Origin of the sequence: Nocardia brasiliensis ATCC 700358 (assembly GCF_000250675.2) — a bacterium.
In the GTDB taxonomy this organism is placed as follows: domain Bacteria; phylum Actinomycetota; class Actinomycetes; order Mycobacteriales; family Mycobacteriaceae; genus Nocardia; species Nocardia brasiliensis_B.
Map to the genome: position 1 here is coordinate 4,607,853 of NC_018681.1, position 25,815 is coordinate 4,633,667.

25 protein-coding genes and 1 pseudogene are annotated in these 25,815 nt (G+C 67.6%); 14 read left to right on the forward strand and 12 right to left on the reverse strand.

The window, feature by feature from the left end; genetic code table 11:
- The first annotated feature begins 52 nt into the window (after positions 1-52).
- Complete coding sequence (locus tag O3I_RS20500) at positions 53-2,332, forward strand: molybdopterin guanine dinucleotide-containing S/N-oxide reductase (RefSeq protein ID WP_041564078.1); 2,280 nt, start codon at positions 53-55, stop codon at positions 2,330-2,332.
- A gap of 65 nt (positions 2,333-2,397) precedes the next feature.
- Here the strand turns inward: O3I_RS20500 and O3I_RS20505 are convergent, their stop codons facing one another.
- Positions 2,398-2,982, reverse strand: a complete 585-nt coding sequence (locus tag O3I_RS20505; RefSeq protein WP_041562739.1) for a CGNR zinc finger domain-containing protein — start codon at positions 2,980-2,982, stop codon at positions 2,398-2,400.
- A gap of 174 nt (positions 2,983-3,156) precedes the next feature.
- Between O3I_RS20505 and O3I_RS20510 the strand changes: the two genes are divergently transcribed.
- Positions 3,157-4,329, forward strand: coding sequence for an epoxide hydrolase family protein (locus O3I_RS20510; RefSeq protein ID WP_014984885.1), 1,173 nt, complete (start codon positions 3,157-3,159; stop codon positions 4,327-4,329).
- 29 nt (positions 4,330-4,358) lie between these two features.
- Here O3I_RS20510 and O3I_RS42795 read toward each other — a convergent pair whose 3' ends face one another.
- Both O3I_RS42795 and O3I_RS43390 read right to left on the reverse strand, forming a co-directional pair.
- Positions 4,359-4,904, reverse strand: a complete 546-nt coding sequence (locus O3I_RS42795; protein WP_051066693.1) for a hypothetical protein — start codon at positions 4,902-4,904, stop codon at positions 4,359-4,361.
- A gap of 154 nt (positions 4,905-5,058) precedes the next feature.
- Positions 5,059-6,300: a matrixin family metalloprotease gene (locus O3I_RS43390; protein WP_141691942.1), complete on the reverse strand. Its 1,242-nt coding sequence runs from the start codon at positions 6,298-6,300 to the stop codon at positions 5,059-5,061.
- A 320-nt stretch (positions 6,301-6,620) separates the two neighbouring features.
- Here O3I_RS43390 and O3I_RS20525 point away from each other — a divergent pair, with 320 nt between their 5' ends.
- The 3 genes from O3I_RS20525 to O3I_RS20535 all read left to right on the forward strand — a co-directional run bounded on the left by O3I_RS20525 (position 6,621) and on the right by O3I_RS20535 (position 8,612).
- Positions 6,621-7,001 (forward strand): VOC family protein, encoded by a 381-nt coding sequence (locus O3I_RS20525; protein WP_014984888.1) that lies wholly within the window; start codon positions 6,621-6,623, stop codon positions 6,999-7,001.
- Positions 7,002-7,074: 73 nt separating this feature from the next.
- Positions 7,075-7,725 (forward strand): transcriptional repressor LexA, encoded by a 651-nt coding sequence (lexA, locus tag O3I_RS20530; protein WP_014984889.1) that lies wholly within the window; start codon positions 7,075-7,077, stop codon positions 7,723-7,725.
- 23 nt (positions 7,726-7,748) lie between these two features.
- Positions 7,749-8,612: an NAD-dependent protein deacetylase gene (locus O3I_RS20535; protein WP_014984890.1), complete on the forward strand. Its 864-nt coding sequence runs from the start codon at positions 7,749-7,751 to the stop codon at positions 8,610-8,612.
- Between the two features lie 3 nt (positions 8,613-8,615).
- Here O3I_RS20535 and O3I_RS20540 read toward each other — a convergent pair whose 3' ends face one another.
- Positions 8,616-8,900, reverse strand: a complete 285-nt coding sequence (locus O3I_RS20540; protein ID WP_041564082.1) for an ArsR/SmtB family transcription factor — start codon at positions 8,898-8,900, stop codon at positions 8,616-8,618.
- 89 nt (positions 8,901-8,989) lie between these two features.
- Here O3I_RS20540 and O3I_RS20545 point away from each other — a divergent pair, with 89 nt between their 5' ends.
- The gene (locus O3I_RS20545) at positions 8,990-9,763 is read left to right on the forward strand and encodes an SDR family oxidoreductase (protein ID WP_014984892.1); all 774 of its coding nucleotides are present in this window, start codon (positions 8,990-8,992) and stop codon (positions 9,761-9,763) included.
- Positions 9,764-9,775: 12 nt separating this feature from the next.
- On the opposite strand, the gene O3I_RS20550 is transcribed toward O3I_RS20545, so the two are convergent.
- Positions 9,776-10,990, reverse strand: a complete 1,215-nt coding sequence (locus O3I_RS20550) for a pyridoxal phosphate-dependent aminotransferase (RefSeq protein WP_014984893.1) — start codon at positions 10,988-10,990, stop codon at positions 9,776-9,778.
- A 92-nt stretch (positions 10,991-11,082) separates the two neighbouring features.
- Between O3I_RS20550 and O3I_RS20555 the strand changes: the two genes are divergently transcribed.
- Both O3I_RS20555 and O3I_RS20560 read left to right on the forward strand, forming a co-directional pair.
- Positions 11,083-11,661: a winged helix-turn-helix transcriptional regulator gene (locus tag O3I_RS20555; RefSeq protein WP_041562740.1), complete on the forward strand. Its 579-nt coding sequence runs from the start codon at positions 11,083-11,085 to the stop codon at positions 11,659-11,661.
- A 338-nt stretch (positions 11,662-11,999) separates the two neighbouring features.
- Positions 12,000-12,893, forward strand: coding sequence for an alpha/beta fold hydrolase (locus O3I_RS20560; protein WP_014984895.1), 894 nt, complete (start codon positions 12,000-12,002; stop codon positions 12,891-12,893).
- Here O3I_RS20560 and helR read toward each other — a convergent pair.
- From helR to O3I_RS20580, 4 genes are all read right to left on the reverse strand, one after another.
- Complete coding sequence (gene helR / locus O3I_RS20565) at positions 12,890-15,085, reverse strand: RNA polymerase recycling motor ATPase HelR (RefSeq protein WP_014984896.1); 2,196 nt, start codon at positions 15,083-15,085, stop codon at positions 12,890-12,892. The two genes, O3I_RS20560 and helR, sit on opposite strands and share 4 nt — an antisense overlap.
- A 29-nt stretch (positions 15,086-15,114) precedes the next feature.
- Positions 15,115-16,350 carry a glycosyltransferase gene (locus O3I_RS20570; protein WP_041562741.1) on the reverse strand — a complete coding sequence of 412 codons (1,236 nt, stop codon included), beginning with the start codon at positions 16,348-16,350 and terminating at the stop codon, positions 15,115-15,117.
- Positions 16,351-17,302: 952 nt separating this feature from the next.
- Positions 17,303-17,500, reverse strand: a complete 198-nt coding sequence (locus O3I_RS20575; RefSeq protein WP_014984898.1) for a hypothetical protein — start codon at positions 17,498-17,500, stop codon at positions 17,303-17,305.
- A gap of 802 nt (positions 17,501-18,302) precedes the next feature.
- Positions 18,303-19,052, reverse strand: a complete 750-nt coding sequence (locus tag O3I_RS20580) for an alpha/beta fold hydrolase (protein ID WP_041562742.1) — start codon at positions 19,050-19,052, stop codon at positions 18,303-18,305.
- A gap of 217 nt (positions 19,053-19,269) precedes the next feature.
- On the opposite strand from O3I_RS20580, the pseudogene O3I_RS46365 reads away from it, so the two are divergent.
- From O3I_RS46365 to O3I_RS20590, 3 genes and pseudogenes are all read left to right on the forward strand, one after another.
- Positions 19,270-19,608 (forward strand): annotated as a pseudogene (locus O3I_RS46365) (ArsR/SmtB family transcription factor); the annotation flags it as partial.
- Positions 19,609-19,611: 3 nt separating this feature from the next.
- Positions 19,612-20,094, forward strand: coding sequence for an SRPBCC family protein (locus O3I_RS46370; RefSeq protein ID WP_041564084.1), 483 nt, complete (start codon positions 19,612-19,614; stop codon positions 20,092-20,094).
- Positions 20,095-20,372: 278 nt separating this feature from the next.
- On the forward strand, positions 20,373-20,720 hold the full coding sequence (locus tag O3I_RS20590; RefSeq protein WP_014984901.1) for a hypothetical protein: 348 nt from the start codon (positions 20,373-20,375) through the stop codon (positions 20,718-20,720).
- Between the two features lie 77 nt (positions 20,721-20,797).
- On the opposite strand, the gene O3I_RS20595 is transcribed toward O3I_RS20590, so the two are convergent.
- Together O3I_RS20595 and ligD are read right to left on the reverse strand one after the other, a co-directional pair.
- Complete coding sequence (locus tag O3I_RS20595) at positions 20,798-21,109, reverse strand: hypothetical protein (protein ID WP_014984902.1); 312 nt, start codon at positions 21,107-21,109, stop codon at positions 20,798-20,800.
- Positions 21,110-21,414: 305 nt separating this feature from the next.
- Entirely contained in the window at positions 21,415-22,359 is a 945-nt protein-coding gene (gene ligD / locus O3I_RS20600; RefSeq protein WP_041564085.1) for a non-homologous end-joining DNA ligase, read from the reverse strand.
- A gap of 187 nt (positions 22,360-22,546) precedes the next feature.
- Here ligD and O3I_RS20605 point away from each other — a divergent pair, with 187 nt between their 5' ends.
- The 3 genes from O3I_RS20605 to infA all read left to right on the forward strand — a co-directional run bounded on the left by O3I_RS20605 (position 22,547) and on the right by infA (position 24,185).
- Positions 22,547-22,966: a VOC family protein gene (locus O3I_RS20605; RefSeq protein WP_014984904.1), complete on the forward strand. Its 420-nt coding sequence runs from the start codon at positions 22,547-22,549 to the stop codon at positions 22,964-22,966.
- Between the two features lie 209 nt (positions 22,967-23,175).
- Complete coding sequence (locus O3I_RS20610; RefSeq protein ID WP_014984905.1) at positions 23,176-23,955, forward strand: GNAT family N-acetyltransferase; 780 nt, start codon at positions 23,176-23,178, stop codon at positions 23,953-23,955.
- Entirely contained in the window at positions 23,952-24,185 is a 234-nt protein-coding gene (infA, locus tag O3I_RS20615) for a translation initiation factor IF-1 (RefSeq protein ID WP_014984906.1), read from the forward strand. Before O3I_RS20610 ends, infA begins: the two co-directional genes overlap by 4 nt.
- 161 nt (positions 24,186-24,346) lie before the next feature.
- Here infA and O3I_RS20620 read toward each other — a convergent pair whose 3' ends face one another.
- The gene (locus O3I_RS20620; protein WP_014984907.1) at positions 24,347-25,555 is read right to left on the reverse strand and encodes a site-specific integrase; all 1,209 of its coding nucleotides are present in this window, start codon (positions 25,553-25,555) and stop codon (positions 24,347-24,349) included.
- Positions 25,556-25,815: the final 260 nt, after the last annotated feature.

Here is a 25,815-nt window from a genome sequence, read left to right on the forward strand (position 1 = left end):
CGGTGGATTCGGTGGCATGCCGTGCGGCGGCGGGCCCGGCTACGGTGAGGTGATGACCACGCATCTGACGCACTGGGGAGCCTTCGAGGCGGACAGCGACGGTGAGCGGCTGACGGCGGTGCGGCCGTGGCGCGAGGATCCGGAGCCGATGTCGTTGATCGACAATGTGGCTTCCGCACAGCATCATCCGACGCGGATCGATCAACCGTATGTGCGGCAGGGGTGGCTCGAGCACGGGCCGGGCGCGCCGGGGCGGGGCGCGGAGCCGTTCGTGCCGGTGTCCTGGGAGACCGCGCTCGAGCTGTTGTCCGGCGAATTGGGCCGGGTGTATCGCGAGCACGGGGCGGAGTCGGTGTACGGCGGGTCCTACGGGTGGGCGAGCGCGGGACGGTTCCATCATGCGCAGAGTCAGGTGCACCGGTTCCTCAACTGCCTCGGCGGGTACGTATATCACGTCAACAGCTACAGCCTGGGTGTTTCGCAGGTGCTGCTGCCGTATGTGATCGGCGATCTCGGCTGGGTGATGCAGCAGGCGACCTCGAAATCGGTGCTGGCCGAACACTCGGAGCTGGTGGTGGCGTTCGGTGGGCTGTCGCCGAAGAACGCGGCGGTCTCGCCGGGCGGGGTGTCTCGGCACAATACGAAGGGGTGGATCGGGGCCGCGCGGACGCGCGGCTGCCGGTTCGTGTCGGTGTCGCCGTTGCGTGACGATATTCCGGCCGAGGCGCAGCCGGAGTGGATCGCGGCCCGGCCCGGTAGTGACGCGGCGCTGATGTTGGCGCTGGCGCAGGTGCTGGACGCGGACGGGTCGGCGGATCGAGAGTTCCTGGACAAGTACACCGTCGGCTACGACCGCTTCATCGGCTATGTGCGCGGGGACACGGACGGGATCGTCAAAGCGCCGGAATGGGCCGCGCCGATCACGGGGGTGGCGGCCGAGCGGATCCGGTCGCTGGCGCGGGAGATGGCGACGGCGCGGACCCTGGTGACGGTCAGCTGGTCGCTGCAACGAGCACAATACGGGGAACAGCCGCTGTGGTTGGGCGTGGTGCTGGCCGCGATGCTGGGCCAAATCGGTTTGCCCGGTGGTGGTTTCGGGCACGGGTATGGTTCGGCGGCGAGTCTGGGGGAGCCGGCGCGGGCGTTCTCGCCGCCGCGGTTGCCGCAGGGACTGAACCCGGTGACGACGTTCATCCCGGTGGCCAGGATCGCCGACATGCTGCTCGAGCCCGGTCGGCCGTTCGATTACAACGGTCAGCGTCTGGTCTATCCCGATATCCGGCTGGTGTACTGGTGCGGCGGGAATCCCTTTCACCACCACCAGGATCTGGCTCGTTTGCGTGAGGCGTTCACCCGGCCGGAGACGGTGGTGGTGCACGATCCGTTCTGGTCGGCGACCGCCCGGCACGCGGATATCGTGTTGCCCTCGACGATGTCGATCGAGCGCGACGATTACGGTGCGGGCGAGAACGACCGGGTGTTCTTCGCGATGAAGGCGCTCACCCGGCCGCACGGTCAGGCGCGCGACGACTACGCCGTTTTCGCCGACCTGGCCGAGCGGCTCGGGGTCGGCAAGGAGTTCGGTGAGGGGCGCACGGTCGAGGAGTGGTTGCGGCACCTGTATGAGGAGTGGCGGCTGCGGTTCGCCGAGCACGCGCTGCCCGATTTCGACACCTTCTGGGCGAGTGGGCAATTGGAGTTGCCGATTCCGGACCCGGACCAGGTGCTCGGGGCGCAGTTCCGGGCCGATCCGGAGCGGTTTCCGCTGGGCACGCCCACCGGCAAGATCGAGATCTGCTCCGAGACCATCGCCGGTTTCGGGTATGCCGATTGCCCTGGGCATCCGGTGTGGCTCGAACCCGAGGAATGGTTGGGGGCTCCGGACGCCGCGGAATTCCCGTTGCAGTTGGTCGCGAATCAGCCGCGGTCGAAGCTGCACAGTCAACTCGATGTCGGCGAGTTCAGTCAGTCCACGAAAGTCGCTGGGCGCGAACCGGTTCGGTTGCACCCGGACGACGCCGCCGCGCGCGGCCTGCGTTCCGGTGACGTGGTCCGCCTCGTCAGTCGCCGTGGCAGCTGCCTGGCCGGGCTCGTCGTCGACGACGCGGTCCGGCCCGGTGTCGCGCAGCTGTCGACCGGTGCCTGGTACGACCCCGATCCCGCCGATTCGACCTTCTGCCGGCACGGCAATCCGAACGCCTTGACGCCGGACCGGCCCTCCTCGGCCCTGTCCCAAGGTTGCACCGGTCAGTTGTCTCTGGTGCAGGTCGAACGTTACGAAGGTGCGCTCCCGCCGCTGAGTGTCACGCAGGCGCCTGCCATCGTTCGGTAAGCGGTGCGACAGGTTTTGTGACGGCGTGGCCGAGGAGCCCGGCGGGACAGCACCCTGGTTCGCGGCTATTCGCTGTTGTGTTGCCGCTGCGGCGATTTGCGCTCGTTGGCGTTGAAGCGCGCCTTCTTCTCGCGGTTCCCGCACGTGTTCATCTCGCACCATCTGCGGGTGCGGCTGCGGCTGGTGTCGAAGAACGCGGCGCGGCAGGTCGGTGATGCGCACAGGGCCAGCTTTCCGTCGCGGGCACCGGCGATGATGCTGATCGCGTCGGCGGCGATCACGCCCAGGGCGTCGGTGACGCTCGTGGGCGAGCTGAGTCGCCACTGCCGAGTGCCCTCGGGTGTCAGGACGGCGGTGGCCCGGCCCTGTGTGCTGCGCTCGTTGATGATTCGGAGGGCGGGCGCCGGGAGCGCCTCGTGCAGTGCGGCCGCGGTCGCGGCGGCGTGAATCGCTTCGCGTAGTTCGCGGGCGAGTTCGTGTTCGCTGGGGGTGCAGGACTCCACGGGGAGACCGTTCACCACCAGCCAGTCGACGAGTCTGCGCGGCGTGGGAATGCGTTCCACGGGTTCGCCACGGCGTTCCGTCAGCGTCCCCGTGAAGCTGGTTGCCAGCATGTTACCGAGACGGAATTCCGGGAACCGAGCGCTCATGGAACCACCATAGACGGTTGCGGTGCTCGTTCGACGCATGTTAGAACCGTCTTAGCCGGTTCGAGAACCGGCATAGCAGGTTCTAGGAGGAGGTCTCATGCCCACACATCGTTCTGCGGCCGGCCCTGCATCGGGCGGCGTCCGCGCAGCAGCTCACGTCGCGGGGGTGGTCGCATGAACCGTCGAAGCAGCGACGTGCACGCGTTCGAAGCACCCACCACCGAGGCCGAGCTAGACGAGCTGCGCGCACGCCTCGCGGCGGCGCGGCTGCCGGAACCCGAAACCGTCCATCGCGCCGCGCCCGGCCCGGACCGCTGGGACCAGGGCGTGCCCCTCGCCGACCTCTCCGAGATCGTGGACTACTGGCGCACCGACTACGACTGGCAGGCGTTCGCAACGCGCCTCGATAGGATCGGCCAGTTCCGCACGACCATCGACGATCTGGGCATCCACTTCCTGCACCGGCGCTCGGCGCGCGAGGATGCCACGCCCTTGATCATGACCCACGGCTGGCCGGGCAGCATCGCCGAATTCGTCGATGTGATAGACGAACTCGCGGATCCCACCGATCCCGGCGCGCCGGCCTTCCACGTCGTGGCCCCCTCGCTGCCCGGCTTCGGGTACAGCGACAAGCCCGCCGACACCGGGTGGGGCATCGAAAAGATCGCGGCCGCCTGGGTGCAACTGATGGACCGGCTCGGCTACCCCGAATTCGTGGCGCACGGCGGCGATTGGGGCGGCGTGATCACCACCGTCCTCGCCGGGCGGTTCCCCGGACACGTCCTCGGCATCCACACCACCCTCGCACAGGCGCCGCCCGGGGCGACCGCCGACGGGCTGACGGCGACCGAGCGTGCATGGACCGAGGAGACCCGCGATTTCTGGCGTCATCGCGCGGCATACGCGAAACAGCAGGCGACCCGGCCGCAAACCATCGGCTACTCACTCGTCGACTCACCCGTGGGCCTGCTCGCCTGGATCCTCGACAAATTCGCCGAATGGACCGACACCCACGACAGCCCGTTCGAAACGATGTCCAGAGACCGGATTCTGGACGACGTCACCCTGTACTGGCTGACCAGGACCGGTGCGTCGGCGGCCCGCATCTACTACGAAAGCCACCACTCGCTCGACCCCGAACTCCGCGTCGACGTGCCCGCGGCCATCACCATCTATCCCCGCGACATCGAAAAGTGCCCCCGCCCATGGGCCCAGCAGCGGTACCGCCAGATCGTCCGCTGGCGGATCCCCGACTCCGGCGGCCACTTCCCCTCCCTGGAAGTCCCCGACTTCTTCGTCAAGGACCTGCAACAGGGCCTCGCCGCAGTCCTGGCCGCCAGCCGCTGACTTTTCCCCGAACCCGTTCGCCCACGGGGTCAACTCGGCGGTCGGCCGCCGGGGGTCTGCGACGTCGTCGGCGCGACGGTGCTCGAGTGTTCCGGGGAACGCGGTGTCGGCCCGCGCGACGGCGTGGGAGGCTGGGAACTATTCGTCGATCCGAGCGGAATCTGGTGTGCGATCGCGTCCTTCATCCGGGAGCGCACCGCGTCCCGATCCTCAGGTGGCCGACGCAGGGCGGAACGTGGCGTGCTGTCGCCGGTGACGGGGATGTCCCCGGCGACCGGAATGAGCGTGTACCAGTCTTCTTCTTTGCTGTAGCGCGCCGCGATCAAATAGGACTGCCCCAGCACCAGCAGTTCGTCTCCTGCCTCCACCACGATCGTCCGATCCTTCAGCCCACCACGCTGATTGACCGTCACACGGCCGGCGACGTCGCCCTTGAGTCGCTCGCTCACCTCGAGCGAGAACTGCGACTCGAGCTGCCCCCGGCGTTCGGTCGACCCGATCGACTCGACCACCCGCCCGAAGAAGATGTCGGTTGCCGCCCCCGCAACCGCCGCCGGATCATCACGGTCGATCACGCTGCTGGACTGGAGGTACGAGGTGGACGGCGGAGACGCGCCCGGGACCAGAGGCGGCCCTTCCTCCGGCGAACAGGCTACCGCCATTCCCAAGACCGCGAGCACTCCAAGTGACACCCGTCCCGCCGAACGCCGACCACTCTTTCCGATCACTTCACCACCCCCACTTGTAACGGTATACAGCCTTGTCGAGCCCCTGCAGCGTGCTGACCTGCCTGGTGCCGTCCGATGGCCCCATGATTTGCGAATCACACGAATGATCCAGTCCCAGTGCATGTCCCAGCTCATGGATCAGTACCACTCGGCGCTGGGTATCACTGTATCGATCCGTGTACGCGCGGTTGAGTTTGATCTGGTCGGGTAGCGCTCCGAAGTTCTGGTACTGCCCAGAATAGGTCTCATCCGGAAGGTTCACCTCGTTGACGGTCAGGTCGTATCCCACTGCGCCGGACTGTTTGACGTTGATCGCGCTCATGGTGTTCCACTCAGCGACGGCGCCGCGCCATGCATCGATCGATCTTTGATCGGTGAACGCGGCGGAATACGCGATCTCCCGTCCGTCAACCGAGTTATAAGGCAGTTGGTATCCCTCGATGCCGGTGACCAGGATACCGCCCTGGAATCTCTGCGCGTACTGACCACAGCCCGGTTGCTGAGTGTCCTCGATCGGGTAGCCGTATACACCGTTTTCCCATTCGGACCGTGCCCAGTACTCGGCGATCGGGGTGCGGACGATGCGAGCACCGGTCGTTGGATGCCAATAGATCAGACCGCCCTCGAACCCTTGGCCACGGCCGTCATTTTTCGTTACGTACTCGTCAGACTTGGGGAAGCCCATCACTCCGTTCTCCCAATCCGACTGCGCCCACTTGTCTCGAATCAGGCCCCACGTCGGGTGCACACCGGTCGGGCCGGACCAGTGGATCGAGCCGCCTTCGAAATTGTTGAAGCGCCCAGGTTTACGGGTTGGCAGTTCGCGTGTTGTCGGATACCTGAGTGCTCCGTTCTCCCAGCCGAGTTCGCCCCATTTATCGCGAATGGCGCCACCGATCTGGTTTGCTCGCCCATCCGAGACGCGCGGGTGCCAGTAGATCGAACTGCCTCTTTCGAACGCTTGCCACCGTCCCCCGCGCGCGGCGTCGGACTCGGGATCGGTCGCGTTACCGAAGAATGGAAAATCTCCGGCAGCGCGAAACTCGGCGAGTATGGCCCCTCCGACGCAATGGCCGTACCAGGGGTCGTCGTTCGGGCACCGGGGGTCGGCGAACGCAGGACTCGCGGCGACAGCTGCCATACCGGCAACGAGTGCTGTGATCGTCGTGAGGATGGCCGCAATTCGAGTGTAGCGGTGCTGATCGCGCCGTTTTCTGACGTTCGTTCTGCAAGCAAAGACCATGGCCCCTCCCGTTTTGCCTACGTCGGTCAAGTCCAATGGGACCAGGAAGATGGTGTTCCGCGACAGTGGAATTGACTGGAGAGCGTCGAGTGGGGAGCAATCCGAACGACGCTTCGCCGAGCAGGATTCGCCCGCTGCTGGGTTCGAAGAGCCGGGTTGAGCAGACTCCGAGCGCGGCGATCTCGAACTCATAGCTTGCAGCAGGTGCGGTGTTGCGTTCGGTGATATGACCGTTGAGGTTGTGGTGCCGTCGTTGTACGCCTACCGGGTGAAGATTATTGGGCTGCAATGGCACTCGGTGCACCGTTAGGCTCGCGCGCATGATCCTGCGGCATGTGAGTATCGACTGCGCCGACCCGTACAAGCTTGCGACGTTCTGGGCAACCGCTACCGGGTGGCCGGTGTCCGACGCGGATCAGGCGGGTGATGACGAAGTCCTGCTCGAAGCGCCTGCTCCGGTGCCGGGATTGCTGTTCATTCAGGTGCCGGAGGGCAAGACGGTGAAGAATCGCGTCCACTTCGATTGGCTGCCGGACGAGCGCACCCGCGACGAGGAGGTGGACCGGTTGCTCGCCCTCGGCGCGACGCTCTACGAGGATCACCGCACCGCGGACGGTCTGGGCTGGGTGACGCTGCTCGACCCCGAGGGCAACGAATTCTGTGTCGAGCGAAGCACATCCGAACGTGGCGGCACGGCCTGACCGTGGCGGGGCCGACACTCCCTGAATCGGCCTGTGCGGCGGACGGATCGGCGGTGACCTCTAGGATTCCCGCGTGACCTACGACGACCTCGAGCATCTCGACACGTCCAGGCTGCCGGAGCGGCAGCAGCGGATCCTCGCCACGATCCGGGATTGGGTGGTGCGGCACGGGTACGCGCCGAACTCCCGGCAGATCGGTGACGCGGTGGGGCTGCGGTCTTCGTCGTCGGTGTCGAAACATCTGAACAGCCTCGAGGAGCAAGGGTTCCTGCGGCGCAGCGAGACGATGTCGCGCCCGATCGATGTGCGGATGTTCCTGCAGGCGAGCGCGCCGCGGGAAACGAACGAGGATTCGGTGGCGGTGCCGGTGGTCGGCGATATCGCGGCGGGCACGCCGATCCTGGCCGAGGAACATTCCGACGACATGGTGACCATGTCGCGTCAGCTCGTCGGCCGCGGCACCGTGTTCGGGCTGCGGGTGCGCGGCGATTCGATGATCGATGCGGCGATCTGCGACGGCGACATCGTCGTGGTGCGTAAACAGAACGAGGCGCATTCGGGGGAGATCATCGCCGCGATGATCGAGGGCGAAGCCACGGTGAAGGTGTACCGGCGGCGCAACGGGCACGTCTACCTCGAGCCGCGCAACCCCGCCTACCAGGTCATCGACGGTGACGAGGCGGTCGTGCTGGGCAAGGTGGTCTCGGTGATGCGGCGGGTCTGAGCACCCGACGTACCCTGAACTGCATGCCCGACAGCACGTCACTTCGCGCGGACGTCGGACGGCCGGCCGAGGTGCTGGCCGGCCGCCGGATCGTCGTGCTCACCGGGGCCGGGTTGTCCACCGACAGCGGCATCCCCGACTATCGTGGTCCGGCCTCGCCGCCGCGCAACCCGATGACCTACCAGCAGTTCGTCGGCGATCCGGTGTTCCGGCAGCGGTATTGGGCGCGTAACCACGTCGGCTGGCGGCGGATGGACGCGTCGCGGCCCAACCCCGGGCATCGCGCGCTGGCCGAGTTGGAGCGCATGGGCGTGGTGACCGGGTTGATCACCCAGAACGTCGATCTGCTGCACACCAAGGCGGGGCATCGCCGGGTCATCGACCTGCACGGCACCTATGCGCAGGTGCGCTGCCTCGGGTGCGCGGCCTTGATGTCGCGGATGGCGTTGGCCGAGCAACTGGAGGCGGCCAATCCCGGGTTCGCCGACGGTGTCACGACCGACGGGGTCGAGGTCGCGCCGGACGCCGACGCGGTGGTCGCCGACACCGCGGGCTTCCGGATGGTCGATTGCGCGCGCTGCGGCGGCATGCTGAAACCCGACATCGTGTACTTCGGCGAGAACGTCCCGAAGGACCGTGTGGCTGCCGCGTTCGACCTCGTCGACGCCGCGGACGCGCTGCTGGTCGCGGGTTCGTCGCTGACCGTCATGTCGGGACTGCGATTCGTGCGGCACGCGGCCAGGCACGGCAAACCCGTGGTGATCATCAACCGGGGCGTCACCCGCGGTGACGAACTGGCGACCTGCACCCTGGACGCCGGGTGCTCCGAGGCGCTGCCCGCGCTCGCGCAAACCCTCGGCGGCGTAAGGGTTTTCGCTGGAACATAGGGTTCAGCGGTCGGCCAGCACGGTCAAACTGCGCACCAGATCCGCGGCAGTCGCCGAGGCGAGCCGGTAGCGCACCACCCGCCCCTCGCGTTCGGCGGTGACCAACCCGGCGGTGCGCAGCACGGCCAGGTGATTCGACATGTTGGATTGCGTGGCCCCGGTGTGTTCGACCAGCTCGCCCACGGAGGCGTCGCCGCGTGCCAGATTTTGTAGAACCGCAAGGCGCACACGGCAACTCAGCGCACGGCCGAGTGTGAACAGTCGATCTTCGGGGTCATTGTCATCCATCAGTGGCCAATGATACATTCCCGAACACATCAGTGAATACTGATGTATCTATCGGCAGGGGGATCGACATCTCCCAGGAAGGGGCAGCAGTGCCTGAGGGTAAGAACGCGGTCGTCACCGGCGCGAGCAAGGGCATCGGCCTGGCCGTGACCACCGCGCTGCGCGAGCAGGGCTATCGGGTGGTGGCCTGCGCGCGATCGGTCAGCACCGAACTGGCCGGCATCGCCTCGCTCGCCGTCGCCGCCGACCTGGGCACTCCCGACGGCCCCGGCCGGCTCATCGATGCCGCACTGGGCGAACTCGGCGGCATCGACCTGCTGGTCAACAACGTCGCGGGTACCACGGGCCCGCATCCGGGCGGATTTCTGTCCGTCACCGACGACGACTGGCACCACGCCCTGAACCTGACCCTGCTCAGCGCCGTGCGCGCGACCCGGGCCGCGCTGCCCAGCCTGTTGGAGCGTGGCGGTCAGATCATCAACATCGGCTCGATCAACGCGCGCCGCCCGGCGCCGCACCTGGTGGACATCGCCGCCGCCAAAGCCGCGCTGGCCGCGCTCGGCAAAGCGCTCGCCGAGGAATTCGGCCCACGCGGAGTGCGGGTCAACACGATCTCGCCGGGGCCGGTGCGGACGTCGGTGTGGACCGAGCCCGGCAGTACCGGCGACGCGCTCGCCGCCCGCGCCGGACTCTCGCGCGAGGAATTCCTCGACGTCCTGCCCGCGACCCTCGGCATGTCGACCGGCCGGATCACCGAACCGGCCGAGATCGCCGCCCTAGTGGTGTTCCTGGCCGGCGGATCGGCACCCAATATCCACGGCGCCGATCTCGTCATCGACGGCGGCATGCGCAAGGAACTCTGAGTAATCGGGCGGTCAGTACTGCCGATAGCCGGCCAGGAAGCGTCCGATGCGTTCGATGATCGCCTCCAGGTCGTCGGCGTGCGGGAGGGTGAGAATGCGGAAGTGGTCGGGGTGCGGCCAGTTGAAGCCGGTGCCCTGCACGATGTGGATCTTCTCCTGCAGCAACAGATCCAGCACGAACTGCTCGTCGTCCTTGATCCGATACATGTCCAGGTCGATGCGCGGGAACGCGTAGATCGCACCCTGGGGTTTGACGCAGCTGACGCCGGGGATCGCGTTGAGCGCCTCCCAGGCCCGGTCACGCTGTTCGCGTAGCCGCCCGGTGGGCATGGTGAGATCGAAAATACTCTGGTGCCCGCCGAGCGCGGCCTGAATCGCTTGCTGCGCTGGAACATTCGCGCACAGGCGCATCCCGGCCAGCATGGTCAGTCCCTCGAGGTAGCTGCCCGCGTGCTGGGTGGACCCGGAGACCACCAGCCAGCCGGAACGAAATCCCGCGCAGCGGTAGGACTTCGAGAGCCCGGAGAAGGTCAGGCACAGCAGGTCGGGGGCGAGGGCGGCGGCCGCGGTGTGGGTGGAGCCGTCGTAGCGGATCTTGTCGTAGACCTCGTCGGCGAACACGATCAGCTGATGCCTGCGGGCGATCTCGAGCAGCTCGCGCAACACTTCCGGCGGGTACACCGCGCCGGTCGGGTTGTTCGGGTTGATGATGACCAGGGCCCGGGTGCGGTCGGTGATCTTGGCTTCGATATCGGCCAGGTCGGGATACCAGTCGGCGGCCTCGTCACAGATGTAGTGCACGGCGCGGCCGCCGTTGAGCGTCGTCGCGGCGGTCCACAGCGGGAAATCCGGTGCGGGAACGAGGACTTCGTCACCGTTCTCGATCAGCGCGGTCATCGCCATCATCACCAGTTCGGAGACGCCGTTGCCGAGGAACACCTCCTCGACGTCGACCTCGGTGAGCCCGAGGGTCTGGTAGTACTGCACCACCGCGCGCCGGGCGGGCAGCAGGCCTTTGGAACTGGAGTAGCCGCTGGAGGCGGGCAGCGTGCGCACGATGTCCTGCAAGATCTCCGGGGGCGCCTCGAATCCGAACAGCAAGGGATTGCCGGTGTTGAGTTTCACCACGTGGTGCCCCTCGGCCTCCAGTCGCGCCGCCTGCTCGGCCACCGGTCCGCGGATCTCGTAGGACACCCCTGACAGTTTGCTGGACTGCTTGACCTGCATGAACTTCCCTTCTCGCGGCGACTGCGACCACTGTACTTGGAAAATCCAAGTCTGCACTTGGATTTTCCAAGTAGCAAGCTACAGTGGGTGGCGTGCCACACCGAAGCTACGACCACTACTGCGGCGTCAGCCGCGCCCTCGATGTCGTCGGCGATCGCTGGAGCCTGCTGCTGGTGCGCGAATTGTCTTCGGGCCCACGCCGATACAGCGATCTGTTCGCCGACCTGCCCGGCATCAGCACCGATATCCTCGCGGCCCGGCTCAAAGACCTCGAACGCGACGGCATCCTCACCCGGCAGCGGGTCGGCCCGCGCGCGAGCACCGCGGTCTACGAACTCACCGCCACCGGAACCGCATTACGCCCGGTCCTGGACGCGCTGTCGGTGTGGGGGACACCGTTGCTCGGGGAACGCCGCGCCACCGACGCGGTGCGCGCCCACTGGTTCGCGCTGCCCTTGGGACGGGCTGTCGCACAACACTTCCCGGACGAGACGGTCACTGTTTTCATCGGCGACACGGTATTTCACGTCACCGTCGACGACGCGGGACACGTTTCACACCACGACGGCCCGGCTGCCGAACCCGGTCGCGCACTGCACCTCGACCTGGACACCGCGACCGCCGTCGCCATCGGAGCCGTGCCGCTGGCCGAGGTCGCGGAGAGTCGCTGACCGCCGGGTGGCGACGCTGGCGATGCAGGTCCTGGGTCGCGGTCGGGAACCGTGGGTGCAGAGCAGTGTGCCGTCGGCTCCCGAGCTGCCGTCACGATGGAGATCTGATGGCCGCGATGGGTGAACCGTCGGCGGTTGGCCTGCCGGAACGCGAATTCCTCCGCCGAGGAGTGGGCGCGGCGAGCCGGTTGAATTCCTCCCCACTGGAACATACACCGCGCGGGTGGGCTTGTGGCAAGGGCCCGACTATGCCGCATAATCGCTGGTCTGAGCGGTTTCCTGGGCCGCTAGGGCAGCGCGGGGACGGGCTGTGCCGGACGAGCGGAACGGAGTGCGCAATGGCAGAGGAACTGGCGTCGAAGGTAGGCCCGTCGAAGATCGACGTGGCGTACGAGCGGCTCGGTGACCCGCGGCAGCCGCCGGTGCTGTTGATGATGGGCGCGGCGGGCCAGCTGATCGACTGGCCGGACGGTCTGTGCGCGGAACTGGTCGAACGCGGGCTGCACGTCATCCGGTTCGACAGCCGCGATACCGGCCGTTCCTCCTACATCACCGGCGGACCCGCACCCGATATCGCGGCCGCCATGTCCGGTGACGTGTCCTCGGCCGCCTACACCCTCTCCGATATGGCCGCCGACACCGTCGGCCTGCTCGACGTGCTCGGCCTGGACAGTGCTCACCTCGTCGGCGCCTCCCAGGGCGGGATGATCGCCCAGACGATTGCGATCGAATACCCCAGCAGGGCACGGTCATTGACGTCGATGATGTCGACCACCGGCAATCCCGACGTCGGGCACAGCGATCCCGCCGCCTTCGGCCGAGCCGGTGCGCCGCCCACCGAACGGGCCGACTACATCGCCTGGCGGGTCGCCGCCAATCGGGCGGTGGGCGCGTCCGCGTTCGCCTTCGACGAGGCCGCCGCGATCGAGCGCGCCGGACGCGGCTTCGACCGCGGGTTCTCCGCCGAGGCCATGATGCGCCAGTTCGTCGCGGTCCTGGCCTCCGGCGACCGCACCGCGCAACTGAAATCGGTCCACGTGCCCACCGTGGTGATCCACGGCACCGAGGACCGCGCCTTCGACCTCAGTGGCGGCCGGGCCACCGCCGAGGCCATCCCCGGCGCCGAACTGGTCGTCGTGGAAGGGATGGGCCACAGCATGTCTCGCGAGTTGTGGCCCACCCTGGCCGAGCACATCGCGGGCCTCGTGCACCGCGTCGAACGGAACCGCTAGGCGGGCAGATGATTCCCCACAGGCGCACCGGTTTCGAGGAGCCCGGACAGGGCCTGCGGTAGCGGACCTTGATGCAGGACGCCCAAGCGCTGCGTCGCGCGGGTGAGCGCGACGTAGAGTTCGGCGGCCCCGCGCGGACCGTCGGCGAGGATCTGCTCCGGCGCCACGACCAGCACCGCGTCGTACTCCAGGCCTTTCGTCTCCGAGGCGGGCACCGCGCCCGGCACGCCCGGCGGACCGATCACCACGCTGGTTCCTTCCCGGTCGGCTTCATCACGCACGAATGCGTCGATGGCAGAGGGTAATTCGTCATCTGTGACGAGCCTGGACCACGGTTGCACGCCGCACGCCCGCACCGACTCCGGCGCCTGGACCTCGGGTGCGAACTCGGCGAGCAACGCAGCCGCGACCGCCATGATCTCCGCCGGGGTGCGGTAATTGACCGTCAGCGAACGGTAGACCCAGCGTCCGGGCACATACGGTTCCAGCATGCTCGCCCACGAACTCGCCCCTGCCGCCGAACGACGTTGCGCGAGATCGCCGACCACCGTGAAGGACTTGCCCGGACAGCGTCGCATCAGCACCCGCCAATCCATCTCGGACAACTCCTGGGCCTCGTCGACCACGACATGGCGGTAGGTCCAATCCCGGTCCGCGGCAGCGCGTTCGGCGAGATCGCGGGTGTCGCGTTCGAGGAACCGGTCGGCCAGATCCTCGGCGTAGAGGAGGTCCTGGGCGAAGAGGTGGTCCTCGTCGTCCATCATGTCCTCGCGGCTGACCATGACATCCAGGACGCCCGCGGCATATTCGGCCTCTTGCCGGCGTTCCCGCTCGGCGCTGTCGTCGACGGGCCTGTCGGGGCCCAGCAGATCGAACAACTCATCGAGCAACGGCACATCCGACACCGTCCACGCCGCACCGTCGGACCGCCACAGCGCCGCACCGGCATCCGCCGCACGGAGCCGGTCGTGCGACGAATATAATTGCGCCAGTACCGATTCCGGCGTGAGAATCGGCCAGAGTTCGTCCAGGGTCGCGGTGAACGTGTCGTGCGTGGCGAGTTCCTCGAGCAGATCCTCGCGCAACTGCTCCCAGGCTTGCTTGTCCGAGCGGGTCAGCCAGCCCTTGCCGATCCGGGCGATCGCTCGTTCGGTGAGGACCCACGAGACGATCTCCTGGAACACCTTACGGGCCTCGTTGTGCGGCAACCCGCTCGCACGCGCCTCGTCCCTGGCCCACTCCGCGGTCTCGGCGTCGATCCGGACCGTCGCGTCGGCCAACTCGATCGGCACCGGCTCCCGGGGGAGTCGCTGGCAATCGGCCACGGCCGCGGCGAGCACGTCGAGGATCTTCAGTGATCCCTTGAGTCGTGCGGCTTCCGGGCCGTCCTCGGCGGTGACACGCAGCCCGGGCACGAGGTCGCCGGTCGTCGTGAACACCACGTTGGTCTCGCCCAGCGAGGGCAGCACGTGCGCGATGTGGTCGAGGAACGCCGGATTCGGCCCGACCACGAGCACGCCCTGACGTTCCATCCGTTCCCGCTGGGTGTAGAGCAGGTAGGCGACCCGGTGCAGGGCCACCACGGTCTTACCCGTGCCCGGACCGCCCTCGATCACCAGCACGCCCTGGTGCTCGTGGCGGATGATCTCGTCCTGTTCGGCCTGGATCGTCGCCACGATGTCGCGCATCCCCGGCCCGCGCGGCGCGTTCACCGCCGCCAGCAGTGCCGCGTCACCGCGTTCGGCGCCTTCCGGGCGACCCAGGACCTCGTCGGTGAAATCGACGACTTGCCTTCCGCGCGTGTGGAACTGGCGGCGCCGGCGCATGTTCTCCGGATTCGCGGCCGTAGCGACATAGAACGCGCGCGCGGCGGGCGCGCGCCAATCCAGCAGCAGCGGCTCGAACTCGTTCGCCTCGTCGAACAACCCGATACGGCCGATATAGGAACGTTCACCCGTCAAGGTGTCGAGCCGGCCGAAGCACAGGCCGTTGTCCGCCACGTCGTAGCGCTGCACCGATTTCGCGAGCGCACGCACCTGATCCTCGCGCTCCATCGCGGTCACCTCCCGGCCCCGCAGCGCGGCACCGTACTGACCCTTGACCCGGGCGCGCTCGGCGTCGAGCCGCGCGTAGAGTTCGGCCACATAGCCGCGCTCGGCTGCCAGTTCCGCGTCGTAACCCTGAGTTGACATGTGCCCCTTACTTTTTCGGATAACGTGAGTCATGCCGATACCGGCGGCATATCCCGGCTGAAGGTGGTGACCAGCCGGTGTGCGGCGACGGCGGCACCGTCCGCGCGGATCGTGTGCGCCACCGCCGCGGCCCGGCTGCGGGTCTCGGGGGCCAACGCTGTCTCCAGTGCGGCCGACAGCGACGCCACCGTCGGCACCGGGCCGGCCAGCGCCGCGCCGATGCCGAGATCCGCCACCCGCTCGGCCCAATACGGCTGGTCCACCAGTTGTGGCACCAGCACCTGCGGTGCACCCGCGCGGGCGGCGGTCGTCGTCGTGCCCGCGCCACCGTGATGCACCACCGCGGCCACCCGGCCGAACAGCGCCTGCTGATTGACCTCACCGACCGCGAAACAATCGTCGCGGTCATCGACCAACGACAGATCGGCCCAACCACGCGACAGAACGACACGGCGTCCACGCCCGCGCACCGCCTCGATCGCCACCGCGGCGACATCGGCCGACGCGAGCATCGGCATACTGCCGAAACCCACATACACCGGAGGCGGGCCCGCAGCCAGGAACGCCAGCAGGTCGGCAGGCAGCGGACGGTCGTCCGGGCGGATCCACGCACCGGTCTGCACCACCGGCCGATCCGCGCTGTGCGGCCACGGGCCGAGGACCGGATCCGCGGCCAGCCACGGACGGTCGGTGTACACGTGATCGCGCACGTTCTCGACGACGGGCAGACCTACCGTCACGCGGTGCTCGTTGACCACCTCGCCGAACAGCTCGTTCATGTGCTGCGCGTTCAACTCCCACAGCATGTCGTTGTCGGTCACCTCCGGCGGCAGCGGGCGACCCGGCCACGGGTGCGGCCGATGATGCGGCGAAGGCAACAAGGTCGCGAAGAAGCTCACGAACACGAAGCCGATGCCCAGTTTCTCCGACACTGCCCGCGCACCCGCCGTCGCCGGGAACAAACCGGTCGCCACCACCGCGTCGCAGTCCGCGGCCGCGGTGCACACCGTGTCGTATTGCATCGCGAGCAACTCCGTCGCGCGCTGCCTGATATCGGCGGGCTGCCACCGATCGGGCCCCGCCGTGATTCCGCGCACCGACGGACCGGCCGGCACGAACGACACCCCCACCTCGTCCAGCAACCCCGCGAAATCCGGCGGCGCGCACACCCGCACCTGCGCGCCCCGCGCCCGCAACTGCACAGCCAGACCGACCATCGGCTCGACATCGCCACGCGAACCGAAACTCGACAACAACACCCGCAAATTCCTACCCCCGATTCGATGGACAACAGCTCAGGCCGACGATTGTGCGGCATCACCCCGGCCTTGCCGCAAGACCGGGGGTGCGATATAAAATAGATAGCGGAAAGAGAAGAATCTCTTTCGCTTCCGGTCCCTGGTGGACTCAGAACCTCTCGTTTTATTGACGTGCTGGTGGGCTGTGCGTGCGTGAAGTGTTGGCGCGCAAGGGGGTTCGGGTGGGGTGGGGGTTGGGGATTTACTGCGGGGGATGGTCGGGGGTGGCGGAGAGCCTCGCGGTTTCATGCGTGTTCATGTGGCCCGTCGCACAACCGAATCATGGCGCACGGGTGCCGGGCTGTGGTGTCTGCCGGAACTTCGGCGTCTCGCCCGCAGCGGCCGATGTATTCGGCGAGGTCCTTCGAGTAGGTCCGAGCGGGCCGCAGTCACCGGCTTGCCGAGCGGGCCGCAGTCACCGGCTTGCCGAGCGGGCCGCAGTCACCGGCTTGCCGAGCGGGCCGCAGTCACCGGCTTGCCGAGCGGGCCGCAGTCACCGGCTTGCCGAGCGGCCCGCAGTCACCGGCTTGCCGAGCGGTACTCGTTCGAGGTGTTGGACAAGCGCGGCACTGGCAGGGCTTGGCTGACCGTGGCGCCTCGAGATCGTCGGGTCGACGGCTGCCGACCGTACCGACCCCAGTTCGTAGGGCCGCAAACCAGCAATCGCCGCACGAAATTCTGCAATTACCGGTGCGTCGTCCGCACGCCGCAGCTCGCGAGGCTGTGCCCCCGCCTCGAGAGACGGCAATGGTCTCCGCCGCCACCCGCTTCGAGTAGCCGCAAGGGTCAGCAGGTGGCGTGCCGCGCACCTTTTCGCCATCCCGCGCACTTTTCGTCGTCCCGCGCGCGTGTCAGTTGACCGACACGCGCGCGGGACCACGAAAAGTGCGCGGGGGCGCGAGATTTGCGCCAATCGGTTTCAGGAGCAGCGATGCGTTGGCGCTGAGTTACCTGTCACCAGGTAATCGGCACTCGGCTGAGTGATCGTCCAGGGTTCGCCGGAGCGCATGTGCGGCAAACGCGCGCTCGCGTGCGCCCGCGCCAGCTCACGGATGACGTCGGCGTCGACACTGGTGTGCGGCGCCAGCAGTTCCGGCGAAGCCTCGGCGGTGTTCACGGCAGCGCGACGAGTGTGGGTCGGATGCTCGCACCGCAGTCGTGTCGAGCCGCCTGTCCAACGCTGGGCAGCAATGTCTCTGGCGAGCCCGCTCTGCATGTCGGCGTCGACACACCGTCCGCGACGCTCCGAGCTGCGAACGTTCGGCTTGGAAGCTGTCCCGATACTGCGGCGCCTCGAAATCCACGCGGTAGCGGGGCACATGGTGGAACAGTTTGATCGCGAAGTCGTGCCCGTGGGTGGCCCGGCACAGCCACCGTCGCCTCGCCACCGCTGCCGAGCTTGCGCTGCACGGTGAATCGGGACGCCAGCGCGGGCGGCAGGGGCTGGAACGCATCGTGCGGGCCGCTGACGTCGGTTCGCCTGGCAGCTCGGTGGCGGCGGCCCGCACGCCCAGTGCAGAGCGACCCGTTCTGCACTGGGCGGTGGCGCGCGCAGCCGTGCCCAGAGCCCCGTCCTGAGCCAGGGCGACGACACTAGTGAGCTGTTCCGGGTGGCCGAAGTCTCCGACACGCCGAGCGACACTCGCTCGGGATGTTGGGCGAGTGATCAGGAGGCAAGGGGGGCGGGGGCTTCTCGGGCGATACCGCCACCCTTTCCTCCTGATCGGGTGACCAGCGTGGGCGAGCGTCGTTGGTGCTCGGAGGTGGCGTTGAGCTGCGGCTTTCGGATCACTATTCGGGGCGACCCGGACGACGACATCCGAGCCATGGCCTACCTGGCCCCAGGCTTGCACCGTGCCGCGGCGCCCGTGATCCGCGCCTGGGCTGCTACGGACGTCCGGCTAGGTGATCGGGCGGGTTCACCTGGCGTCGTGGGCCGCCAGGAAACGGGTGAGCTGGTGGGCGAAACCTGGGGCGGCGGCGACGAAATGGCCTGCGCCGGGGGCGATGATGCGCTGGGCGTTCAGGAGGTCGGCGAGGGCGTCGCAGATTCGTTCGAGGGCGGGGGTGTGGCCGCCGGACGCGACGAGGGCGGGGATCTGGGCTGCGCGCAGGACTTTCCAATCGGGGTGGGCTTCGCCGGGGAGGCGGCCGCCCAGTGCGCGGCGGACCGAGGCGATCGCCGCTTCGGGGAGTTGGCCCGCGTCGACGCCGGGTGCGCCGGAGAGCACCAGGAATTCGCGCAGCACCTCGGGGTCGGCGTCGAGACCGTTGGTGAGGACCGCGTCGCCGAGGCGTTTCAGGTGGAGTACTTCGGGATCGTCGGGGGCGACGACGTACAACGGTGGTTCGATCAGGGTGAGGGAACGGACGGTGTGCGGATCTGCTGCCGCGGCGAGGATCGATCCCAGCGTTCCGTAGGAGTGGGCGACCACGTGGGGGCGATGGGTCCGGAAGATCTCGCCGAGGTCGGTCGCGTCCACGAAGAAATCTTGCCGTCCGTCCGGCGGCGGAGGACTCGGATCGTATCCGCGCCGATACACGTGCAGCACCGTCCAACGCTCGGCAAGCGAATCCAGGCCCGCCCAAGTCGATTTCGGCCCGGCCCCACCATGCACCAACGCCACCACCGGCCCAGCCCCGCTCGCCCGCACCACAAGCTCACTCACCCGAGCAGTATGTGTGCACCGACCCACCCGAGTCCACGCAACAGGGATCCCTCCGGCCGGTCGACGGCCGCGGAACAGTCCGGCGCCGCGGTTGCCGAGCCGAAGTGCCGCGCACTCGAGGCTCGGCAATGCCGCATTACACCCGGTGATCGGTCGGATCGAGTGCCGGTTCCGGTCTGCGTGTACCCGGGTGGAAGTGCGGCATTGACAGGACCCTTTGGTAAGTGGAAACTTACGGTTCGTAGATACTTACCGAGCAGGAGATGAGTGGGGTGCGCTCGCCGATCGGATGCGGCGCACGATTCTGGAGCGTCTGGCGGAGAAACCGCAGGCGGTCGGCGAACTCGCGCAAGCGTTGCCGATCAGCAGGCCGGCGGTGTCGCAACACCTGAAGGTGCTCAAGGAGGCGGGGCTGGTGCTGGACCGCGCAGTCGGGACACGCCGGATCTACCAGTTGAATCCGGACGGGATGGGTGCGCTGCGCGCGCAACTCGACCGGTTCTGGGGACGCGCCCTCGCCACGTATCAGGAGCTGGTCGAACAAGATTCAGGAGAAGTCATGACCCACACCCGAACCGAACCCGTGCGGTTGCAGATCGTGGTCGACGCGCCGCTCGAGCGCGCGTTCACGCTGTTCACAACACGTTTCGATGTGATCAAACCGCGCGAACACAACCTGCTGGCGGTGTCGATCGCCGAGACCGTCTTCGAACCGCGGGTCGGCGGGCACATCTACGACCGTGGTGAAGACGGCAGCGAATGCCGGTGGGCGCGGGTGCTCGCGTACGAACCGCCGAACCGGGTGGTGTTCAGCTGGGATATCAACGGCCGCTGGGAAATCGAGACCGACCCGGACAAGACGTCCGAAGTGGAGGTCCGCTTCACCGCCGAAACCCCCGACCGCACCCGCGTCGACCTCGAACACCGGCATCTCGACCGGCACGGCGACACCGGTGACGCGGTACGCGCGGGCGTCGGCACCGATGCGGGCTGGCCGCTGTACCTGCAGCGCTATGTCGATGTCGTCGGACGGGAAGCTTGACGCCGCCCCAGAATGGTTGTGACCGAATGCTGTTCGCTCTTCGGTCACGCGATGCCGTGGCCGCGCAGCCCGGCGCCCTTGCCGGTCTACCTGGACATGCCCCGAAGGGCCGGTCGCCGATCTCCGTTGCGTCGCATCAAACCCGTCGTTGATCTGGCGCGGCCCGGCGCACGTCCCAGAACGGTGGTGACTCAGCGCGTTCTATGCACTCGATGGGGTGACCACTCGAGTTGCGGTGGCCCTTGGCGGCAGCGGACCGGACGTGCACAATCCGTGGCGTGGACGAGTTCGAAGAAGAGCAGAGCTGGCAGCTGATCGTGCAGCTCCCCAGAACGGGAGCCGGGGGCGACATCGACGTCCTGCAGGGATTGGAAGTCGCGCTCGAAACAGCTTTGGCGCGTGCGGATCTCGGCGTGATCGACGGCAACGATATCGGGTACGAGACGATGAATGTGTTCGGCGTCGTCCGGCCGAGTCAGTGGGCCATGGTCGTCGAAGAGACCGAAAAGCTTCTCGGACAACGCAATCTGCTGGAGCAAGCGGTGATCGCGCGGCGCGACATGGCTGCCGAGGACGCGCCGCACGTCGTCCGGCCCGATGGCTACACCGGTGAATTCCGGTATTGAACTGCCACTCAGGTGTCCACGAAGCGGCCAGCCGCCGCAGAGCGGGAACTACGCGGGTCCCGCTCTGCGGCGACCGGTCAGCTCGCGCAGACGGCGTTGAACGCGTCGGTGGCAGCGTCCATGTCGGCGCTGTCGTCGAGCAGGGCGGCCGCGTACGCGTCGATCGCCGCCTTCTCCTCGCCGACGGCCGGGAGCCCCGACAACCGCGCGGACAGCGACTGCAGGGTGGCCGCATCGAGATTGCCGTCGGGGGACATGTCGATGGCGGCGTTGATCCAGGCGATGGCGGTGTCGCAGGCCGGCGATTTGGCGTGTGCCGTAGCGGGCACGAGCACCAGTGAGCCGACGGCCGCGGCGGTCAGCAGAGCGGCAGAAAAGATCTTGTACAACGTTCCCTCACGGTGTCAGCAGGAAGATCCGCGACCACGCTGGTCGCGACCCCTAAGCGCACACTTTATGCAGAACGGGCGAAAGCCACCAAAACCGGCGGCACCCACGAACGCCCACCTCACGGCGAAGGATCCTGCCCTACACCGATCTTGCCGAGGGGCAACTCGTAGCGCCGACTCCGCCTGGTCGACGGCTGGGCGTCACCAGCGAAATCCGGATGGTGCTGCACGGCAACAGCGTGGTCGCCGACGACCGTCGCTCGGGCCAGACTTCGACCACGCCACCCACGATGCGTCGGTACCAGTCAGTCCGGACTGGGCACCTTCGCTTCACGGGGGTCACGGTCGGGACGTAGCCCACGCCAGCTGGGATGGCGCAGCCCGTCGGAACTGACCTCCCGGAACTCGATGTCGGCGACCAGTTCGGGTGCGACCCAGTGCGCCGCGTTCGCCACCTGACGCGGCGGCGGGACGTCGAAAGGCGGTTCCGGGCGCGTGATTTCGTTCAGCCGGGCTTGCAGGGCACGACGGTCGCGCATGGTCCAACCCGTGCCGACGTTGCCGACATGGACGAGGCGGTCCGCGTCGTCGTAGGCCCCCATCACGATCGAACCGAAGATCCCGGTGAAGCGTCCGCTGCCGGGCAGCCACCCCGCCACGACGATCTCCGTGGTGCGCCGCAGCGGGGTCTTGATCCACACCGGCGCCCGTCGACCGGGCTGATAGGTGGAGTCGAGGCGTTTCGCGACGATGCCTTCGAGGCCGTGTTCGCGTGCGATACCGAGCATGGTGCCGGCGTCGACATCGGTGTAATAGGGCGGCGTGCGGATCAATTTCGCGTCGAGTGCCAATTCGTCGAGGCGCGCGCGGCGCTCGGTATACGGCAGCGACGTGAGCGCGGTCCCGTCGTCGAGCAGATCGAATATCAGGTACTGCACGGGAACCTCACGCAGCAATTCGGCCCCGGGGTTCAGCACGTGCATGCGTCGCTGTAGCCGACGGAACGAGGGCGCCCCGGTACTCGGTTCCGGTGCGACGATCTCGCCGTCGAGGACGAGTTCGCGGTCGCCGAGCAATTCGGTGAACGCGGCGGTCAGTTCCGGGAAAGACGCGCTGATATCGCGATTGTTGCGGCTGTAGAAGCGGCATTGCCGATCCCGCGTGACGGTGACCGCGCGGATCCCGTCCCATTTCATTTCGATCGCCCAGCGGCCGAGATCGACCGGTGGCCGTCCGGAGACGGCCAGCATCGGCGCCGGCACAGACTGCACAAGATCAGCATATCCGCAGCATCTGGATAGAAACCGATCTGACGTGCATAGACTGCAAACCTCCCGCTGAGCCGCCGCAATTTCGATCAGATCAGTGATCGGTCAGTTATCGATTGTGGTTCGAAAGTCCGGCGGCTTGTCATACCTCGTGGCTAGGGTCCTGGGCATGGGATACGAATTTCAGGTCGTCGTCGACAGTGCCGACCCGCATACGCTCGCGGACTGGTGGGCCGAGGCGTTGCGGTGGGAGGTCGAGCCGCAGGACGAGGACTTCATCCGCAGCATGATCGCTCAGGGCCACGCCACCGACGAGGACACCACGACCCATAACGGCAAACTGAAATGGAAGATCGGCGCCGCCATCCGCCACGCCGACCGCCCGCGCGTGCTGTTCCAGTTGGTGCCCGAGGCCAAAACGGTGAAGAACCGGATGCACCTCGATATCCGCGTCGACTCCGCGCAACGAGCGGCCGAGGTCGAACGGCTGACCGGAATCGGCGCAAAGGTCGTGTACGAAGGCAAGGAAGGCCCCTCCCAGTGGGTGACCATGACCGACCCCGAAGGCAACGAATTCTGCGTCGCCTGAAAGTTGCGGCGGCGTGATCGCAAAAAAGGGTTGGGCGCGAGCAGGTTCGGACTGTTAGTCTCGCGCAGACCGTGACACAAGCCGAGGAGGTGAGACCCGTGAACACTGTTTCGACATGGGGCCTCCCGCTCGCCGTCATGGTTGGGCGAACACTGTAGCCGTCGCCGGGAGTGCCTGTGTCACAAGGCAATTCCGAAAGGCGACGTACAATGAGTGCACTACATCCCGCCGCGCACCCGGGCGATCCCGAGATCACGCGGCTTTCCCCCACCCGATGGCAGGCAGTCGCGGACGGTCGAGTACTCGGCCACGCCGACGCCGCACGGCGCCCCGACGGCCGGACCTTCGTGAGCATCGACTCCTGGGACGACACCGTCTTCGACCGCCTCGCCGCGGCCATACTGAACGATCTGCCGGCGCCGCTGCACACGGTGGTCGACGAGCTGGAAGCGGATCTGCGGTCGCGCTGGGAACACGCCGGTTTCACCACCCGACGCCGCGAGTGGGAATACCTGATACCCGCGGATCCGCAGCACATCGGGCTCGGATCGGCAGCGGTCCCTGCAGGGGTGACGTTACTGCCATTCGGTGCGGCACAACAGGTTCCGTTGCGCGCGGCGTATGCGGCGATCCGCGCGGAGATCGAGGCCACCGCCGGGTGGGACACCATGCCCGCCGAGATCATCGACCGCCCGTTCGACTGCGGGCACTTCGCCGTCGCTGTCTCCGATCAGGAGTATGTGGGTTTGCTGCGAACCGCCACGCGCCGCAAACACGCGCGGATCGAACTGCTCGCCGTGCGCGCCGCGCACCGCAGACGCGGTATCGCACGTGCTCTGCTCGCCCAGGCGCTCGACGCGCTGCACCGGTCCGGGATCGACGCGGTCTCCGCGTTCGTCGACGAAACCGCCACCGCGGCGATCGCGCTGTTCGACAGTCTCGGCGGGGCACGCCGCGCGGGCAGCAACCTGGAGTTGGTGCTGCGATGACCAACGCCCGAAAGTCCGGCAAGGGCATCGAGATCGAGGGCACGGTGGTGGAGTGCCTGCGCAACGCCACCTTCAAGGTCGAACTTCCGAACGGGCACACCGTCCTCGCGCACATCAGCGGGAAGATCCGGAAGAACTACATCAAGATCCTGCCGCAGGACCGAGTGCTGGTGGAGGTCAGTCCCTATGACCTCACCCGCGGTCGAATCCTGTTCCGGTACAGAACATAACCTCGATGCCGCGGTGGATCGGTGCTACCCGCACCGATCCACCGCGCTTCGGCGATACCCCGGCCGATCCGAACTGCCGATGTGTCGCACGCCGAGGAAGGGCACGGAGCACAGGCACCGGGCCCACGCGGCTGTGATGGGCGCGCTCGGGACAGCTGCGTTCAGAGCCCGAGTTTGGTTACGGCGTTGTCCTCCAACGGGTTCGCCGTACGGATGTAGCCGTGCACGGTGCGCGGATTGGACCAGCGGCCCTGACGCATGATCTCGCGGTCGCTGGCGCCACCGAGCGCCGCCTGGGTGGCGAAGCCGGCGCGCAACGAGTGCCCGGAGAACAGGTCGGGGTCCAGTCCCGCGCGAGCCGCATACCGTTTGACGAGTTCTGCGACTGCCCGGCCCGACATCGGATCGGTGCCGACCGTGCCGTGCCGAGTGATGGTGGGGCACAACGGAAGATCCGGATCGGCGGCGAGCGCGGTACCGGTGAAACCGTGACAGCGGTGGATGGCCGGATCGGTGTCGCCGCCGTCGGCGATCCACGCCCGCAAGCCCGTGGTGCCCTCGGCGGCAAGTATTTCGAGCAGTCGCACCCAGTCGGCGAATGCGCACACCGGGCAGGTGCGCGGGCGTTGACCCCGCGGCAGCGCGACACGCTGTTCGGCAACGCCGGTGGGGTCGGTCTTGGTCGTCGGCAACCGCACCAGCAGCACCGGTTCGCCCGTGGCGTGATCGACGCGCACCTCCACATCGGCGATCCGCAGGCCCGCCAACTCGCTACGCCGCAGCGCTCCGGCGAACCCCACCAACAGCATGAGTGCGTCACGGCGGCGGGCAGGTTCGTTCGGCCAACCGGGTTCGGGCAGCCCGGCCAGCAACTGGTCGAGGGTGTGCAGCAGGACCGGGCGTTTGCGGGTGGGCTGGGTGCGACGGGTGCGACGGATACCGCGCAGGGTCAGGCGGACCACATCGGAACGGGTCGGTGAGGGCAGTCCGTTGGCCGCGTGCACGGCGGCGATGGCGGCCGACTTCCGTTCCAGGGTGGCCGCGCTGAACGCCCAGCCGCCCGTGTCGCGGCGGGCGTCGGCCGCAGCCGCGAGATACACGGCGACATCCAGCGGATCGGCGGGCATCGCCTGCCTGCTCTCGGCCAGGCACCACGCCGACCACGCGATCCAGTCGGTTCGATAGGCGCGCAACGTATTAGCCGACTGCGATGCCTCGAGGTAGCGGCGCAGCGACCCGGCCTGCACGTCATCGAACCGTTCCCGCACCAACCGCAACGCCGCCGCGTCCACCAGGACACTGCGCACACCACGACGCAATTCGTTACGCACCGACTCCGGCACGGCGACCACGGCAGACCGCTCTTCCATCGATCAACTCCCTGTCCGTCGACCGCCCCCATTCTGCCGCCGCCCCAGTCGAATTCGCGGTAGCTCAGGCCCCGCGCGTCGGGCAGCGCCACACGGCCGTAATACCTCGGGTGAATCCGCAGCGGAGAGGGCGCGAACGCGGGTGGCGGTGGAATACGCCGCACCGCGATCGCCGTGCGGACAAGGGCTTTTGCCGCTGGGACCGCGGCGGAGCGTAGCGGCCGGATACGGTGTCGGGGTTCGCGGCGATCGGGATCGCG